Source organism: Neisseria sp. P0009.S008, assembly GCF_051958615.1.
In the GTDB taxonomy this organism is placed as follows: domain Bacteria; phylum Pseudomonadota; class Gammaproteobacteria; order Burkholderiales; family Neisseriaceae; genus Neisseria; species Neisseria subflava.
Genome location: NZ_JBQCVG010000002.1, coordinates 1 through 15,652, shown reverse-complemented (window position 1 = coordinate 15,652; position 15,652 = coordinate 1). Strand labels below are relative to the sequence as shown.

General features: G+C 46.7%; 18 protein-coding genes and 1 tRNA gene. 17 read left to right on the top strand and 2 right to left on the bottom strand.

Annotated elements, in window-relative coordinates:
- The first annotated feature begins 291 nt into the window (after positions 1 to 291).
- The 4 genes from rpmH to yidC all read left to right on the top strand — a co-directional run bounded on the left by rpmH (position 292) and on the right by yidC (position 2,753).
- Positions 292 to 426, top strand: a complete 135-nt coding sequence (gene rpmH / locus ACTHSQ_RS01915; RefSeq protein WP_002214728.1) for a 50S ribosomal protein L34 — start codon at positions 292 to 294, stop codon at positions 424 to 426.
- A gap of 2 nt (positions 427 to 428) precedes the next feature.
- Positions 429 to 770 (top strand): ribonuclease P protein component, encoded by a 342-nt coding sequence (rnpA, locus tag ACTHSQ_RS01910; RefSeq protein WP_049352010.1) that lies wholly within the window; start codon positions 429 to 431, stop codon positions 768 to 770.
- Positions 767 to 988 carry a membrane protein insertion efficiency factor YidD gene (yidD, locus tag ACTHSQ_RS01905; RefSeq protein WP_440371177.1) on the top strand — a complete coding sequence of 74 codons (222 nt, stop codon included), beginning with the start codon at positions 767 to 769 and terminating at the stop codon, positions 986 to 988. The genes rnpA and yidD overlap by 4 nt, the downstream gene beginning before the upstream one ends.
- Positions 989 to 1,106: 118 nt before the next feature.
- Entirely contained in the window at positions 1,107 to 2,753 is a 1,647-nt protein-coding gene (yidC, locus tag ACTHSQ_RS01900) for a membrane protein insertase YidC (RefSeq protein WP_440371176.1), read from the top strand.
- 91 nt (positions 2,754 to 2,844) lie between these two features.
- Here the strand turns inward: yidC and ACTHSQ_RS01895 are convergent, their stop codons facing one another.
- Positions 2,845 to 3,555: an SAM-dependent methyltransferase gene (locus tag ACTHSQ_RS01895; protein WP_440371175.1), complete on the bottom strand. Its 711-nt coding sequence runs from the start codon at positions 3,553 to 3,555 to the stop codon at positions 2,845 to 2,847.
- 54 nt (positions 3,556 to 3,609) lie between these two features.
- The gene (locus tag ACTHSQ_RS01890; RefSeq protein ID WP_440371174.1) at positions 3,610 to 4,200 is read right to left on the bottom strand and encodes a Maf family protein; all 591 of its coding nucleotides are present in this window, start codon (positions 4,198 to 4,200) and stop codon (positions 3,610 to 3,612) included.
- A gap of 55 nt (positions 4,201 to 4,255) precedes the next feature.
- On the opposite strand from ACTHSQ_RS01890, the gene ACTHSQ_RS01885 reads away from it, so the two are divergent.
- From ACTHSQ_RS01885 to ACTHSQ_RS01825, 13 genes are all read left to right on the top strand, one after another.
- On the top strand, positions 4,256 to 4,759 hold the full coding sequence (locus tag ACTHSQ_RS01885; RefSeq protein ID WP_003684480.1) for a YceD family protein: 504 nt from the start codon (positions 4,256 to 4,258) through the stop codon (positions 4,757 to 4,759).
- A 33-nt stretch (positions 4,760 to 4,792) separates the two neighbouring features.
- Entirely contained in the window at positions 4,793 to 4,972 is a 180-nt protein-coding gene (rpmF, locus tag ACTHSQ_RS01880; protein ID WP_002240035.1) for a 50S ribosomal protein L32, read from the top strand.
- Between the two features lie 92 nt (positions 4,973 to 5,064).
- Positions 5,065 to 5,589, top strand: coding sequence for a phosphoribosyltransferase (locus tag ACTHSQ_RS01875; protein WP_440369760.1), 525 nt, complete (start codon positions 5,065 to 5,067; stop codon positions 5,587 to 5,589).
- 122 nt (positions 5,590 to 5,711) lie between these two features.
- Complete coding sequence (gene plsX / locus ACTHSQ_RS01870; RefSeq protein ID WP_293203710.1) at positions 5,712 to 6,782, top strand: phosphate acyltransferase PlsX; 1,071 nt, start codon at positions 5,712 to 5,714, stop codon at positions 6,780 to 6,782.
- Between the two features lie 152 nt (positions 6,783 to 6,934).
- A complete protein-coding gene (locus ACTHSQ_RS01865) occupies positions 6,935 to 7,897 on the top strand; it encodes a beta-ketoacyl-ACP synthase III (RefSeq protein ID WP_440371173.1) in 963 nt (320 codons plus the stop codon).
- A 51-nt stretch (positions 7,898 to 7,948) separates the two neighbouring features.
- Positions 7,949 to 8,296 (top strand): DUF1294 domain-containing protein, encoded by a 348-nt coding sequence (locus ACTHSQ_RS01860; RefSeq protein WP_440371172.1) that lies wholly within the window; start codon positions 7,949 to 7,951, stop codon positions 8,294 to 8,296.
- Positions 8,297 to 8,305: 9 nt separating this feature from the next.
- Entirely contained in the window at positions 8,306 to 9,232 is a 927-nt protein-coding gene (gene fabD / locus ACTHSQ_RS01855; RefSeq protein WP_440371171.1) for an ACP S-malonyltransferase, read from the top strand.
- A 344-nt stretch (positions 9,233 to 9,576) separates the two neighbouring features.
- Positions 9,577 to 10,626, top strand: coding sequence for a hypothetical protein (locus ACTHSQ_RS01850; protein WP_440371170.1), 1,050 nt, complete (start codon positions 9,577 to 9,579; stop codon positions 10,624 to 10,626).
- A gap of 121 nt (positions 10,627 to 10,747) precedes the next feature.
- On the top strand, positions 10,748 to 11,596 hold the full coding sequence (locus ACTHSQ_RS01845; RefSeq protein ID WP_440371169.1) for a glycosyltransferase family 2 protein: 849 nt from the start codon (positions 10,748 to 10,750) through the stop codon (positions 11,594 to 11,596).
- A 6-nt stretch (positions 11,597 to 11,602) separates the two neighbouring features.
- Complete coding sequence (locus ACTHSQ_RS01840) at positions 11,603 to 12,427, top strand: capsular polysaccharide synthesis protein (protein WP_154953128.1); 825 nt, start codon at positions 11,603 to 11,605, stop codon at positions 12,425 to 12,427.
- Positions 12,428 to 12,508: 81 nt separating this feature from the next.
- On the top strand, positions 12,509 to 13,255 hold the full coding sequence (gene fabG / locus ACTHSQ_RS01835) for a 3-oxoacyl-ACP reductase FabG (RefSeq protein ID WP_004520427.1): 747 nt from the start codon (positions 12,509 to 12,511) through the stop codon (positions 13,253 to 13,255).
- A 268-nt stretch (positions 13,256 to 13,523) separates the two neighbouring features.
- Positions 13,524 to 15,506, top strand: a complete 1,983-nt coding sequence (locus ACTHSQ_RS01830; RefSeq protein ID WP_440371168.1) for a cation:proton antiporter domain-containing protein — start codon at positions 13,524 to 13,526, stop codon at positions 15,504 to 15,506.
- A 69-nt stretch (positions 15,507 to 15,575) separates the two neighbouring features.
- A tRNA-Val gene (locus ACTHSQ_RS01825) sits at positions 15,576 to 15,651 on the top strand.
- Position 15,652: the final 1 nt, after the last annotated feature.

Sequence of the window (15,652 nt, the reverse complement as noted above, 5' to 3'; positions counted from 1 at the left end):
TTTGGGAAATACAAGAAGGCAGAGCAGACAGGCAATCCGATAAAAATCAAATTTTTACGATACTCCCGCTTTCAGACGGCCTTGCACACAGAGAAAAGCAAGGTTGGTCAATTATACCCATTCCGCTCTTTTTTATCCACAACCGCCGCAAAATTTTATCCACAAATTCTATCAATGCATAAAACCCGTTGTCACACTTTAGCCAACGAAAAGTTTTTATATTGATTGACAAAAGCGGCAAATTGGAGTGTAATTCACGGTTTAATTATCTACCAATTTTTAGGAAACATCATGAAACGCACTTATCAACCTTCCGTTACCAAACGCAAACGCACCCACGGCTTCTTGGTTCGCTCCAAAACCCGCGGTGGTCGCGCAGTATTGGCTGCCCGTCGCGCCAAAGGCCGCAAACGCCTGGCTGTATAATTTTGAATTACGGCTTCTCGAAGCAGTATCGCTTATTAAAAACGGATGATTTTTCATCCGTTTTTGCGTTGAAAAACCGACGCAGCCGCGATTTGCTACAAGTCTCCCAGTCCGCAGACAACGCGCTCGGCCATCCGCGCCTTGGTTTGGTCGTCAGCAAAAAGACTGCCAAACGCGCCCATGACCGCAATTATATGAAGCGCGTCATCCGCGACTGGTTCAGACTGAATCAACACCAGCTGCCGCCGCATGATTTTGTTGTGCGCGTGCGTCAGGCGTTTAATCGGGAAACTGCCCCAGAAGCCCGAGACCAACTTGCCCAGCTGATGAAAAAACGCCGATGAATACCCTGCTTTCCAAGCTCTTCCTTGCACTCATCCACTTTTACCAATACTGCATCAGTCCCCTCATTCCGCCGCGCTGCCGCTATACTCCGACCTGTTCACAATACGCAGTCGAAGCCGTCAAAAAATACGGTGCATTCAAAGGTGGATGGCTGGCAATCAAACGCATCGCACGATGCCATCCTTTCGGCGGACACGGACATGACCCTGTTCCATAATGCTGCTGTCAACCATTTAAAGAACACGATTTCCTTTAATTTCCCGTCGGTTTCTATATAATGCCGTCTGAAGCAGTTTTCATCTCGATTACCTATCCGTCAATTCCAGGAATCTCTTATGGATTTTAAAAGACTAATGGCGTTTTTTGCCATTTCAGTGGCAATCTTTGCCGGCTGGGAACATTTTTTCCCCAGCCCCAAACCTAATCCGGCGCAACAAGCCGCGCAACAGCAAACGGCCGCCGCTCCGGCAAAAGCCGCTGCCGAAGCCGCGCTTGCCCCGGCCTCTCCTATTACCGTTACCACAGACACGGTTAAAGCCGTCATCGATGAGAAAAGCGGCGACCTGCGTCAGCTGACCCTCTTGCAATACAAAGCAACCGGCGACGAACACAAACCTTTCGTCCTGTTTAACGACGGCAAGGAATACACCTACGTTGCCCAATCTGAACTTTTGGACGCTCAAGGCAACAACGTTCTGAAAGGCATCAGCTTTACCGCCCCACAAAAACAATACAGTTTGGAAGGTGACAAAGTTGAAGTCCGCCTGAGCGCACCTGAAACCAACGGCCTGAAAATCGACAAAGTTTATACTTTTACCAAAGGCAGCTACTTGGTTAACATCCGCTTTGACATTACCAACAGCAACGGCCAACCTGTCAACCTGAGCGCGGACTACCGCATCGTACGCGACAACAGCGAACCCGAAGGTCAAGGCTACTTCACCCGCTCTTACGTCGGCCCGGTGGTTTACACCCCTGAAGGCGACTTCCAAAAAGTCAGCTTCTCTGATTTGGACGACGATGCCAAATCCGGCAAATCCGAAGCCGAATACATCCGCAAAACCACGACCGGCTGGCTCGGCATGATTGAACACCACTTCATGTCCACCTGGATTCTCCAACCTAAAGGCGGACAAAGCGTTTGCGCCGCTGGCGACTGCCGTATCGACATCAAACGCCGCAATGACAACCTGTACAGTGCAAGCGTCAGCGTGCCTTTAGCCGCGATCCAAGCCGGCGCAAAAGCCGAAACCGCCATCAACCTGTATGCCGGCCCGCAAACCACTTCCGTTATCGCCAATATCGCCGACAAACTGCAACTGGCCAAAGACTACGGCAAAGTACACTGGTTCGCCTCTCCCCTCTTCTGGCTCTTGAACCAACTGCACAACATCATCGGCAACTGGGGCTGGGCAATCATCGTTTTGACCATCATCGTCAAAGCCGTACTGTATCCATTGACCAACGCCTCTTACCGCTCCATGGCAAAAATGCGTGCCGCCGCACCTAAATTGCAAGCCATCAAAGAGAAATACGGCGATGACCGCATGGCGCAACAACAAGCCATGATGCAGCTTTACAAAGATGAGAAAATCAACCCGCTGGGCGGCTGTCTGCCTATGCTGTTGCAAATCCCCGTCTTCATCGGTCTGTACTGGGCATTGTTCGCCTCCGTAGAATTGCGCCAAGCGCCTTGGTTGGGTTGGATTACCGACTTGAGCCGTCCGGATCCTTTCTACATCCTGCCTTTGATTATGGCGGTAACCATGTTTGCACAAACTTATCTGAATCCGCCATCAACCGACCCAATGCAGGCGAAAATGATGAAAATCATGCCTTTGGTTTTCTCCATCATGTTCTTCTTCTTCCCTGCCGGCTTGGTTCTGTACTGGGTAGTCAACAACCTCTTGACCATCGCCCAACAATGGCACATCAACCGCAGCATCGAAAAACAACGTGCCCAAGGCGAAGTCATTTCTTGATGAAGGTTTAGGCAACACAAAGGCCGTCTGTTGTTCAGACGGCCTTTTTTTATTTCCTCAAATACAGTTTGAGATTAAACCCAATCCAGTTTTACGCGGCATGCAACACAAAAATAGTCGGACGTTTTTTCAAATTCGGCATTTCTTTTCTTTTTCGCCACTGCGCAATCGTCTGGCTGATGATTTCCTGTGTCGGCAAGGTCAAGTCCGTAGCCACGCACAAGCGCGTTTCAGGATGTAGGTTTTCCACCGCATCAGCCAACAACGCATCGTTGCGATACGGCGTTTCGATAAACAGCTGCGTTTCATTCTGCTGGCGTGAACGTTGCTCCAAAGCCTTCAAACTCTGAATTCGCTCATTTTTTTCAGACGGCAGATAACCCTTAAATGCAAAGTTTTGCCCATTCGCACCCGAAGCCATCAGCGCCAGCAGCAAACTAGACGGCCCAACCAAAGGCCGTACTTCAAACCCGTGTTTATGCGCCAATGCCACCAAATTCGCACCCGGATCGGCAACAGCCGGACAACCCGCCTCACTGACAATGCCCATACTGCGCCCTTCTTGCAAAGGCTTCAGCAATTCCGGCAAAGTCTTCCAATCCGTGTGTTCATTCAGCGTTTGCAAATTCAGTTCGCGGATAGGCGTAGTCACGCCCAAATGTTTCAAATGCGCGCGCGCTGTTTTTTCCGCTTCCACAACAAAATCCGTCAGCCCGACAATCGCCTGTTGTTCATGCGGCAACAGGCATGGCGTATCAGGCGCACCCAAAGGGGTAGGAATCAAATACAAAACCGGTTTCATTCTTGCAACTCCAAAAAATCTCAGGCCGTCTGAACACATTCAGACGGCCTCAAACTATAAAACTTCCACACCTTCGTTTTTCAAAAAATCAATCAGACGGAAAATCGGAAGGCCGATCAAAGCATTCGGATCCGTACTTTCAATCCGCTCCAACAAAGCAGCGCCCAAACCCTCACTCTTCGCCGCACCGGCACAATAAACCGCATCCGGCTCACGTTCCAAATATCGGCTGATTTGTTCCTGCGTCAACCGGCGCATGGTAACCACCGTATGATCGACATGATGCTGAACCTTACCCGTAGCAGTATTCAAAAGCACGATTGCACTGTAAAATTCAATCCGTTTTCCGCTTAAGTCCGCCAGCATCTGTTGTGCATTTGCGACGTTCATCGGCTTGCCCAATTGCCGTCCTCCGCACCATGCGACTTGGTCTGCACCGATAATCAGCGCGGCAGGAAAAGTTGCCGCCAATGAACGGGCTTTGCCTTCCGCCAAACGCAGCGCCGTCTCGCGTACATGCTCGCCCGCAATAGGCGTTTCGTCAAAATCAGGCGATGCCGTCTGAAAATCGACACCCAAACGGCGAAGCTGTCCGCAGCGGAAAACCGAACTCGACCCTAAAACCAAAGGCAGTTTTACTTCCATATTTTTACTTAAAAACATTGACGTTAGACTGCCGAAATTATATCATACTCCGTTTATGTCATACCCTAATTTGATTGACCCAGAAGTTTTCGCCGCCGAAGGGCAGAATCTGCAAGGCAGCTTCCTGCTCGAAGAATTGGATGAACGAGTCAGTTCGCACGATTATCCGGCCGACAAACAGACACGCGTGTCGTTTACGCTGCAAGGCGGTCGCGACCGGCTGCAACGTCTGTTTCTCGATTTAAACGTCAAAGCCGACATGCCCCTGTTTTGCCAGCGTTGCATTACGCCCATGCCGTTTCTGCTCGATGAAACCAGCCGTATCGTCCTGTTTGCCGATGAAGAGAGTTTGGACGAAGCCATGCTTGCCGATGAAGAATTGGAAGGCATGCTGCTCGAAAAAGAGCTTGACGTGCGGACTCTGGTTGAAGACCAAATCCTGATGTCGCTCCCTTTCTCCCCTCGACACGAAGACTGCGGCAACAATGGAACACTGGACGAAGTCAATCGGGACAAACCAAACCCCTTTGCTGTTTTAGCAGGTTTGAAAAGCAGTTAATTAGGACACAGTTTATTTATCTAGGAGCTTGAAATGGCCGTTCAACAAAACAAAAAATCCCCTTCTAAACGCGGTATGCACCGTTCACACGACGCTCTGACTGCGCCTTCTCTGTCTGTTGACAGCGCAACCGGCGAAGTGCATCGTCCACACCACATTTCCCCAAACGGCATGTACCGTGGCCGTAAAGTGGTAAAAGCTAAAGGCGAATAATCCGTTCGTCTGACTGAAAAAGCCAGAATATTGCCATGCAATGACTGGCTTTTTTGCATTGCACCCTGTATTTTCCTCTTCGGAAGCACACCATGAAACGTAAAATCTGGTACACCTACGACGACATCCACCGCGTAATCAAAGGATTGGCGGAAAAAATCCAAAACTCCGGCACCAAATACGATGCCATGATTGCCATTGGCGGCGGCGGTTTTATCCCTGCCCGTATGTTGCGCTGCTTCTTGGAAATTCCGATTTACGCCGTCACCACAGCCTACTACGACAGTGATAACGAAGGTCAAGTTACCGAGGAAGTGAAAAAAGTCCAATGGCTTGATCCCGTCCCAGATACCCTGAAAGGCAAAAACGTACTGGTCGTTGACGAAGTGGACGACAGCCGCGTTACCATGGAATTCTGCCTGAACGAATTGTTGAAAGAAGATTTCGGCACTGTCGGCGTGGCAGTATTGCATGAAAAAATCAAAGCCAAAGTCGGTAAAATTCCTGAAGGTATCCCTTATTTCAGCGGCATTACCGTTGAAGACTGGTGGATCAACTATCCTTGGGACGCGCTGGACATTGACGAACACAACAAATTGGCCGCGCAAAACCAATAAATCTGGCACGACCGTCGCAACAAGCCTTTTCATCTGATTTTCAATTCAATTTCCTGAAAATCAGATGAGTGTGCTTGTCCGATTGTTTGAGGCCGTCTGAAACACACAAACCGGAGAACAACATGATTACACTGGCCGTAGATGCCATGGGCGGAGATGCAGGCCTTGCAATTACCGTCCCCGGTGCAGTGGATTTCCTGAAACAGCAATCTGATGTACATCTGATTATGGTCGGAGATGAAGCAGCAGTACGCCAAGCATTAAGCTCGGCAGGCGCGCCTATGGACCGCATTACCGTCTGCCATGCAGCGCAAGTCGTCGAAATGGATGAAGCACCACAATCCGCGCTGAAAAATAAAAAAGAATCATCCATGCGCATCGCCATCAACCAAGTCAAAGAAGGCAATGCGCAAGCCGCCGTATCGGCAGGCAATACCGGCGCACTGATGGCGACCGCCCGATTCGTCCTCAAAACCATTCCCGGCATTGAGCGTCCTGCCATCGCCAAATTCCTGCCTTCCGACAGCGAACACGTTACTCTGGCTTTGGATTTGGGTGCAAATGTCGATTGCACGCCCGAACAACTGGTTCAATTTGCCATCATCGGCAGCGAGCTGGTACACGCGCTGCACCCTGAAAAAGGCAGCCCGCGCGTCGCCCTTTTGAACGTCGGTACAGAAGACATCAAAGGTACAGATGCCGTCAAACAAACCTTTAAACTGTTGAGCAGCAGCAAACTCAACTTTATCGGCAATATCGAAAGCAACAGCGTTTTGTATGGCGAAGCCGATGTCGTTGTCGCAGATGGGTTTGTCGGCAACGTTATGCTCAAAACCATCGAAGGCGCGGTTAAATTCATGAGCGGTGCCATCCGCCGTGAATTCCAAAGCACCCTGTTCAACAAACTTGCCGCCATTGCTGCCCTGCCCGCGCTCAAAGGTTTGAAAGGCAAACTGGATCCGCGCAAATTTAACGGCGCAATCCTGCTTGGCTTACGCGGCATTGTGATTAAGAGCCACGGCGGAACCGACGAAGTCGGCTTCCGTTATGCTTTGGAAGAAGCCTATCACGAAGCCAAATCTGCCGGCCTCGCTCAAATCGAACAAGGCGTAGCCACCCAGTTGGCTGCTTTGGAAGCCGCCAAAGCAGCAGCCGAACTGGAAGAAACCGCTACTCCAGCAACGGAAGCTTAAGGCTAATATATACAGGCCGTCTGAAACTTCAAAATGTTCAGACGGCCTGTTTTTATCTTTAATTACCGGCTTCATTCTTAATATTGGGAATTTTCCCATTTTCGCTTACAATACCCGACTATCTGAATCAATTCTCTAAAAAGGCCGTTCTCATGCAATATGCCAAAATTTCCGGTACAGGCAGCTATCTTCCTGCCAACCGCGTCAGCAATGACGACCTTGCCAAAAAAGTGGACACTTCCGACGAGTGGATTACCACGCGTACAGGTATCAAATTTCGCCATATTGCAGACGACAGCGAAAAAACCAGCGATTTGGCCGCCGAGTCAGCGCGCCGTGCCTTGGCAGATGCCGGTTTACAAGCTGACGATATCGATCTGATTATCGTCGCCACAGCCACTCCTGATATGCAATTCCCTTCTACGGCAACCATCGTGCAGCAAAAATTGGGCATTGCCAACGGCTGCCCTGCCTTTGACGTACAAGCCGTGTGCGCCGGTTTTATGTATGCACTGACCACTGCCAATGCCTACATCAAAAGCGGCATGGCAAAAAACGCTTTGGTTATCGGCGCGGAAACCTTCAGCCGCATCGTCGATTGGAACGACCGCACCACCTGCGTCCTCTTTGGTGACGGTGCGGGCGCGGTTGTCTTAAGCGCATCTGACGAACCGGGCATCATCCACAACAAACTCAAAGCCGATGGCAACTACCTCAACCTTTTGAACGTCCCCGGACAAATCGCCAACGGCCAGGTTTGCGGTTCACCCTACATCAGCATGGACGGCCCCGGCGTATTCAAATTTGCCGTCAAAATGCTATCCAAAATCGCAGATGACGTTATCGAAGAAGCCGGTTACACTGCCGATCAAATCGATTGGATTGTGCCGCACCAAGCCAATAAGCGCATTATCGACTCTACCGCCAAACACTTGGGCTTGAGCATGGACAAAGTCATCTTGACTGTCCAAGACCACGGCAACACGTCCGCCGCCTCCATTCCGCTGGCACTGGATGTCGGTATTAAAAACGGCCAAATCAAACGCGGACAAAACCTCTTGCTCGAAGGCATTGGCGGCGGTTTTGCCTGGGGTGCGGTTTTGGTGAAATACTAACGATTAGGCCGTCTGAACACCCTTTTCAGACGGCCTATTCTGCTCAAACCCATGAAATCCCTAACATTTGCACTCTGCATCAGCAGCCTGTTTTTAAGCATAACGGCGGCAATATTGCCCAAACTGGCAACCGCCTATATCGCACTGAGTGCATACGTTTTCCTGCTTTACTACCTAGACAAACAGCGCGCACGCAACCACCGCAAACGCATACCTGAAGCAAAATTGCACCTGCTCAACCTGCTTGGCGGCTGGCCGGGCGGTTATTGCGGCAGCCTCGCATTCAGGCACAAAACCAGCAAACCCAATTTTGTCCGCACCTTCCGGCTGACCGCCGCAACCAATACTGTCGCCACCCTCCTTCTGCTGGCAGACACCCTCAAACATTCAAACCAATAAGGAATTACCATGTCTTTCGCATTCTTCTTCCCCGGACAAGGCTCACAAAGCCTAGGCATGATGAACGGCTTTGCCGAGCAAGCCATCGTTAAAGCCACATTTGACGAAGCTTCCGCCGTATTGGGTCAAGACCTGTGGGCAATGATTAACGGCGAAGATGCCGAATTAATCGGACAAACCGTCAACACCCAGCCCATCATGCTGGCTGCCGGCATTGCCACCTACCGCGCCTACTTGGAAGCCGGCGGTAAAACCCCTTCCGTCGTTGCAGGCCACAGCCTCGGCGAATACACCGCCCTCGTTGCTGCCGGCGCATTGGATTTCGCAGACGCGGTCAAACTGGTCCGCCTGCGCGCCGAACTCATGCAATCTGCCGTACCGCAAGGCGTAGGCGCAATGGCCGCTATTTTGGGTTTGGAAGATGAACAAGTCAAAGCCATTTGTGCCGAAGCTGCACAAGGCGAAGTCGTTGAAGCCGTCAACTTCAACTCTCCAGGCCAAGTTGTGATTGCCGGCAATACCGCCGCGGTCGAACGCGCCATGGCCGCCGCCAAAGAAGCCGGAGCCAAACGCGCCCTGCCGCTGCCTGTTTCCGTTCCTTCACATTGCAGCCTCATGAAGCCTGCAGCGGAAAAACTTGCCGAAGCACTGAAAGACATCACCATCAAACAACCGCAAATCCGCGTCATCCATAACGCCGACGTTGCCTCTTACGATGATACCGACAAAATCAAAGATGCCTTGGTACGCCAACTGTACAGCCCGGTGCGCTGGACAGAAACCGTCAACGCACTTGTTTCCGAAGGCATCACCAAATCCGCCGAATGCGGCCCCGGCAAAGTCCTCGCTGGCCTCGCCAAACGCATCAACAAAGAAGCCGCGTGCAGCGCATTGACCAATGCCGACCAAGTGGCTGCATTTATCGAAGCCCACTAAAACGTTTTCAGACGGCCTTCCTCAAAAGGGCCGTCTTTAATTCTTGAATATAAACCAGTAAAATAACAACAAAAAAGATGGGGAAGAAATTCTAAATCAGAAAACATAGGCATTTACAAGAAGATTCATCTTAATAACCGTTTTTAATGCATATTTCAAACTAAGTAACTTTGCCAGACTCCTGCCTGCAGGAAAATATAGTATGATATTTACTAATAATTGAAAATTGTCATAGAATGAATATAAATATCAAAATTGTAAATACTGGAATTAAGTCGCCTAACTTATGGCAACTTGATTACGAAAACACCTTTAACAAGTCCTAATCAATATAAGAAATAGTTATGAGTAAAACAATATTATTTGGAATGCCTACTGTATCCGGATTGTATAAACTAATTGATAAAAATTTGAAATACCATGGTTTTAAAGTTATTAATATTACAGAAGACTTTGAAAACTTCCGTTATCCTTCTATTTCTAGTTGGCTAAAAGTAAAATGGAGTAAATTTATTTACAAAGATATATCTGCTAAAAAAAATTTGAAATGTTCAACATTACAGAATATTATTACAGAGAAAATTAAGAATATTGGCGAATTAGACTACGCTTTATTAATTAGTGGCGACATATACAATAATGATTTTATTCAATTTCTTAATAAAATAAGTCAAAATGGTGTAGTTAATTATCAATTTGACGGTTTACATCGATTTCCTTCAATTTATCCTTTAATAAATGAATTTAATAGATGTTATGTTTTTGATTCAAATGATTTATATTATTCGGAATACCATCTCTTTCCTGCAACAAATTTCTATTTTGACTATGAGCTAGATAACCTTCCCGAAAGAACAGTAGATTTCTACTTCACAGGTGTTCATATGGACTCCCGAGCAAAAGTAATTGCTAATTTTGGACGCTATGCAAAAACAAGGAATAAGAGTACTGACATAAATATATTTTGGAAAAGATACGCAGATGGCAGAAAAATATACCCTGATGAGAGCATTACACTTATTGATAAAACAATTAGCTTTGAGGAAAATATTAAACGTGCCCAACATGCGAAAGTATTAATTGACTTTGTTATTGATAAGCATAATGGCTTATCTTTTCGCACTTTCGAAGCACTAGGAAATAAACAAAAGCTGATTACCACAAATACACAAGTAAAATACTATGATTTTTATCACCCTAATAATTTCCTAGTTTGGGATGGATATGATTTTGCACAACTAGATGAGTTTTTAGCAAAACCCTACGTTGATATTGATGAGAAAATTCGACAAAAGTACAGTTTTAAAAATTGGATTAGTTATATACTACAAATTCAACCATATGAAGAAATAAAGCTTCCAAATCCAATAGAAGATATAAAAGTCAAACCATAATGATAGGCCCATATAAGAAATCAAAAACTTACTATCATATTTTGGGATAAATGTCTTTTAAATTTCTATTAACATGGAAATTAAACTTATAATTTAACTGAAAATTAAAAACAGGGCGAAAATGCATAAACATCAACCTCTTATATCCATTATTATTCCATGCTATAACTCAGCTAATTACATTAAGGAAACTTTATTAAGTATTTATCACCAGTCTTATCAAAACTTTGAAATTATAGCTATTGATGATGGTTCAAACGACAATACCTTAGAAATTCTATATGAAGAAGCAAAAAAAGAATCTAGATTAAAAGTACTTTCACAAGAAAATACTTACTGCGTCAAAGCTCGTATTCATGCTATTCAATATGCCCGTGGCGATTACCTTGTTTGTCTAGATTCAGATGATCTTTTGGGAATAGACTATTTGAAAGTATGTGTAGATGCAGCTGAAGCTGATAAGAAATTAGCAATTGTATATACTGATGCCTTTCTTTTTGGCGCGAGAAATGAACCATGGAAGTTACCTAAATTTACCTTACCAGACTTTTTACTGCAGAACTGCATCTATATTACCGCCTTAATCCGAAAAAAAGATTACGATGCAGTGGGTGGCTTTGATAGCAACATGACTTTTATTGAAGATTGGGAACTGTTTATTTCCATCATTAAAAATGGTGGGAAAGTCAAACAAATTCATCAACCTTTATTTTACTACCGACAACGACTCGACGAATCATCAGTGAGTAATTTAGCCTCTGATATAAAAGTCTCAGATAACCTACTAAGAATTTATAACAAACACTATGATTTTTATAAAGAAAACGGGATTTTTCTACAACTTTTAACCTCATACACACTAAAACAATATGAATTAAAACGAAAAAAATATAACAATCCTTTGAGAAAATATTTTTATAAATGGTTCAACCCCAGAAGATATCAAAAAATCCAACCCTACTTGGAGTAGTAGCTAATGAGACGAATATTAAAAAAAATATTTCATACTTGGAAAATACAACGTCAGCTTCAAGCAAATTATCGTTTCATTTCAAGTAATCCTTATATATATAAGTCAGAAAACTATCCAGATAGTTTTCTAAGTAAAGTTATTAAGCAAACAACTTTCATAATTGACAAGGATCCCGTTCCTAGAAAAATTTACACTTTTTGGACTGGTAACAATCCAATGTCAGAATCCCGTCAATCGCATTTCGAGCTTCTGAAACTAGTTTCAGGAGTAGAAGTGGTATTGATTACTCCAAATAATTTATCAGAATATATTTTACCTGAGTATCCGCTGCACCACGCATTCAAATACTTATCCTTAGTACATAAAGCTGATTATCTACGTTGCTATTTTATGCATCATTACGGCGGAGGTTATAGTGATATTAAAGCTGCTCAATACAATTGGAGTCCTGTTTTTGACACTTTAGATTGTAGTAATGCATATTTTATTGGCTATCCTGAGATTAAAGTAGAAGACTTAGCACCTGTTGAAGGCAAGATTGGCGAAGATATGCAATGTTATTTTAGTATCATAGCTGGAAATTGCGCCTATATTTTTCGCAAACAAACCCCTTTTACTCAAGAATGGTACAACGAACTATTAAATAGAATGGATAATTACGCTGAGCAACTGGAGAATAATCCTGGTAACGTTCTAGGTAATAACCCCGGATACCCTATCCCTTGGACAAATATATTAGGAGATATATTTCACCCTTTATGCTTGAAATATACTGATAAAATTCTCCTTGATAATACTTTACGTCCAAATTTGGAAAACTATCGTTAAATTAATAGCATGGTTGACATCCAAACATTTAACTACTATTCATACAGCATGTAATATAAATAGTATCAAAAAGGAAACAACATGAGCACACAAGATTTGAGCGGCAAAATTGCTTTGGTAACCGGCGCATCACGCGGTATTGGTGCGGCGATTGCCGACACGTTGGCGGCGGCAGGTGCAAAAGTTATCGGCACAGCCACCAGTGAGAGCGGTGCGGCTGCAATCGGCGAACGCTTGGCACAATGGGGCGGCGAAGGCCGTGCATTGAATTCTGCCGAACCTGAAACCATCGAAAATCTGATTGCCGACATTGAGAAAGAATTCGGCAAACTGGATATTCTGGTCAACAACGCCGGCATTACCCGCGACAACCTCTTGATGCGTATGAAAGAAGAAGAGTGGGACGACATCATGCAGGTCAACCTCAAATCCGTGTTCCGCGCTTCTAAAGCCGTCTTGCGTGGCATGATGAAACAGCGTACCGGCCGCATCATTAACATTACCTCCGTTGTCGGCGTGATGGGCAATGCCGGCCAAACCAACTATGCGGCGGCAAAAGCAGGCTTAATCGGCTTCTCCAAATCTATGGCACGTGAAGTCGGCAGCCGCGGTATTACCGTCAACTGCGTTGCCCCCGGCTTTATCGACACCGATATGACTCGCGCCCTGCCGGAAGAAACCCGCAAAACCTTTGAAGCGCAAACTTCTTTGGGCAAATTCGGTGAAGCGCAAGATATTGCCGATGCAGTCTTGTTCTTGGCTTCCGATCAGGCAAAATACATTACCGGTCAGACACTTCATGTCAACGGCGGCATGTTGATGCCTTAACCCGTTTGTTTATTTAAAGGCCGTCTGAATATTTCAGACGGCCCTTTTTGTCAATCAAAACACTACTTTACATTCTATCTTGATATAATCTTAACAATCCGTTAGATAACGCTCGAAACAGTAAGTCCAAATAAGCATAATACGGGAAATCAAATCGCAGAAATGAAGTTCATTCTGTGCGTTTTTATTTGGGTTTGCTGTCGGTTTTCGACGTGTTTCAGACGGCCTATATAACAATAGCTATTTTTAACGAAAGGCCGCCCACTCTATGCACGAATTCTCCCTCGCTCCCATTGTCATCGTCCTGTTGGTTTCCGTCATTACGGTTATCTGCTGTCGCAAGTTCAACATTCCTTCCATGCTCGGTTATCTTTTGGTCGGTTTTATTGCCGGTCCGGGTATGTTCAAACTGATTCCGCAAAGCCACGCCACCGACTATTTGGGCGAAATCGGCATTGTATTCCTGATGTTCAGCATCGGTCTCGAATTCTCCCTGCCCAAACTCAAAGCCATGCGCCGCCTCGTATTCGGCTTGGGCGGTTTGCAAGTCATCATTACCATGCTCTCGATTATGGGCATTTTGATGGCAATGGGTACGCCGTTTAACTGGGCGTTTGCCACTGCGGGCGCACTGACCATGTCGTCCACCGCCATCGTCAGCCGCATTCTGTCGGAGAAAACCGAGTTGGGTCAGCCGCATGGTCAAATGGCCATGGGCGTTTTGCTGATGCAAGATATTGCCGTGGTACCGCTGATGATTCTGATTCCGGCACTTGCTGGCGGCAGCGAAGGCAACTTATGGGTAGCGCTGGGCTTGGCCGGTTTGAAAATGTTGTTGACCTTGGGCATTTTGTTCGTTATCGGCAGCCGTGTGATGTCGCGCTGGTTCAGACTGGTTGCCAAACGCAAATCGTCCGAACTCTTCATGATCAACGTTTTGCTGGTTACTTTGGGCGTGGCCTATCTGACAGAGCTTGAAGGCCTGTCTATGGCATTGGGCGCATTCGTCGCCGGTATGCTGCTTTCCGAAACCGAATACCGCATTCAAGTGGAAGACGACATCCGTCCATTCCGCGACATCCTGTTGGGCTTCTTCTTCATTACCGTCGGTATGAAGCTCAATATTCAGGCGCTGATCGGCAACTGGCAGCAAATCCTGATTTTGTTGGCAATCCTGTTGGTCTTGAAAGCACTGGTCGTCTTCATCATCGCTTTGCGCATGAAAAACCCTGTGGGCGACAGCCTCAAGAGTGCGCTTTATTTGGCGCAAGGCGGCGAGTTCGGCTTCGTGATGCTGGCCATTTCCAGCAAAATCAATATGGTTTCACCTGAATTGGAACAAGCGGCCACTGCAGCCGTCTTGCTCTCCATGATTGCCGCACCATTCATTTTAGGCAGCAGCGATGCCATCGTCAGTCGCTTCGTTAAATCCGACTGGGACATGAAAGCCTTGGACTTACACTCTATGTTGGTGGAAACCATGAGCAAATCCGAACACGTCCTGATTATCGGTTTCGGACGCGGCGGTCAATCGGTTGCCCGTGTATTGGCGCAAGAAGGCATCCCCTACTTTGCCCTTGACTTGGACATTGCCCGCGTACAAGTGGCACGCAACGCAGGCGAACCGGTTTCCTTTGGCGATGCCAAACGCCGCGAAGTCTTGGAAGCCGCCGGCTTGGGACGCGCCAAAATGGTGGTCATCACGCTGAACAATATGCACGAGACCCAACATGTTCTCGGCAACATCATGTCCATGCATCCGAGTATGCCGGTTTATGTTCGCGCCACCAATGATGATTACGTCAAAACCTTTACCGAAATGGGTGCGGAAGAAACCGTCTCCGATACCAAAGAAACCAGCCTGGTGCTGGCAAGCTATGCCATGTTGGGCCACGGCCTCTCCTACAACCATGTTTATCAAACCATAACCCATATCCGTCACAGCCGCTATGCATCTTTGCAGGACTTGTTTGTCGGCAGTGATGATGACAGCTTCTCCGACGAAGACAGCAAGGCCGTCTGCCGCCATGCCTTCCCATTGCAAGGCGAAGCACACGCCATCGGCAAAACCATCCGTGAATTGCCATTGGCAGCGCATTATCTGAAACTATTGTTTATCCGCCGCAATACCGGAAAAATCCAGGACCTTGACCCTGATTTCGTTCTGGAAACCGGCGACATTTTAGTTGTCGCAGGCAAACAGGAAGAAATTATTTCCTTTGAAAACTGGTGCTTGCAGGGAGATATCTAATTATCGGCAAATAAATCTTGCGCGTATCAGGATTTTTTGGTTTAATAGCGTCTTCGCAATTTTGCGCATGGGTGATTAGCTCAGTTGGTAGAGCGTCTGCCTTACAAGCAGAATGTCGGCGGTTCGACTCCGTCATCACCCACCAA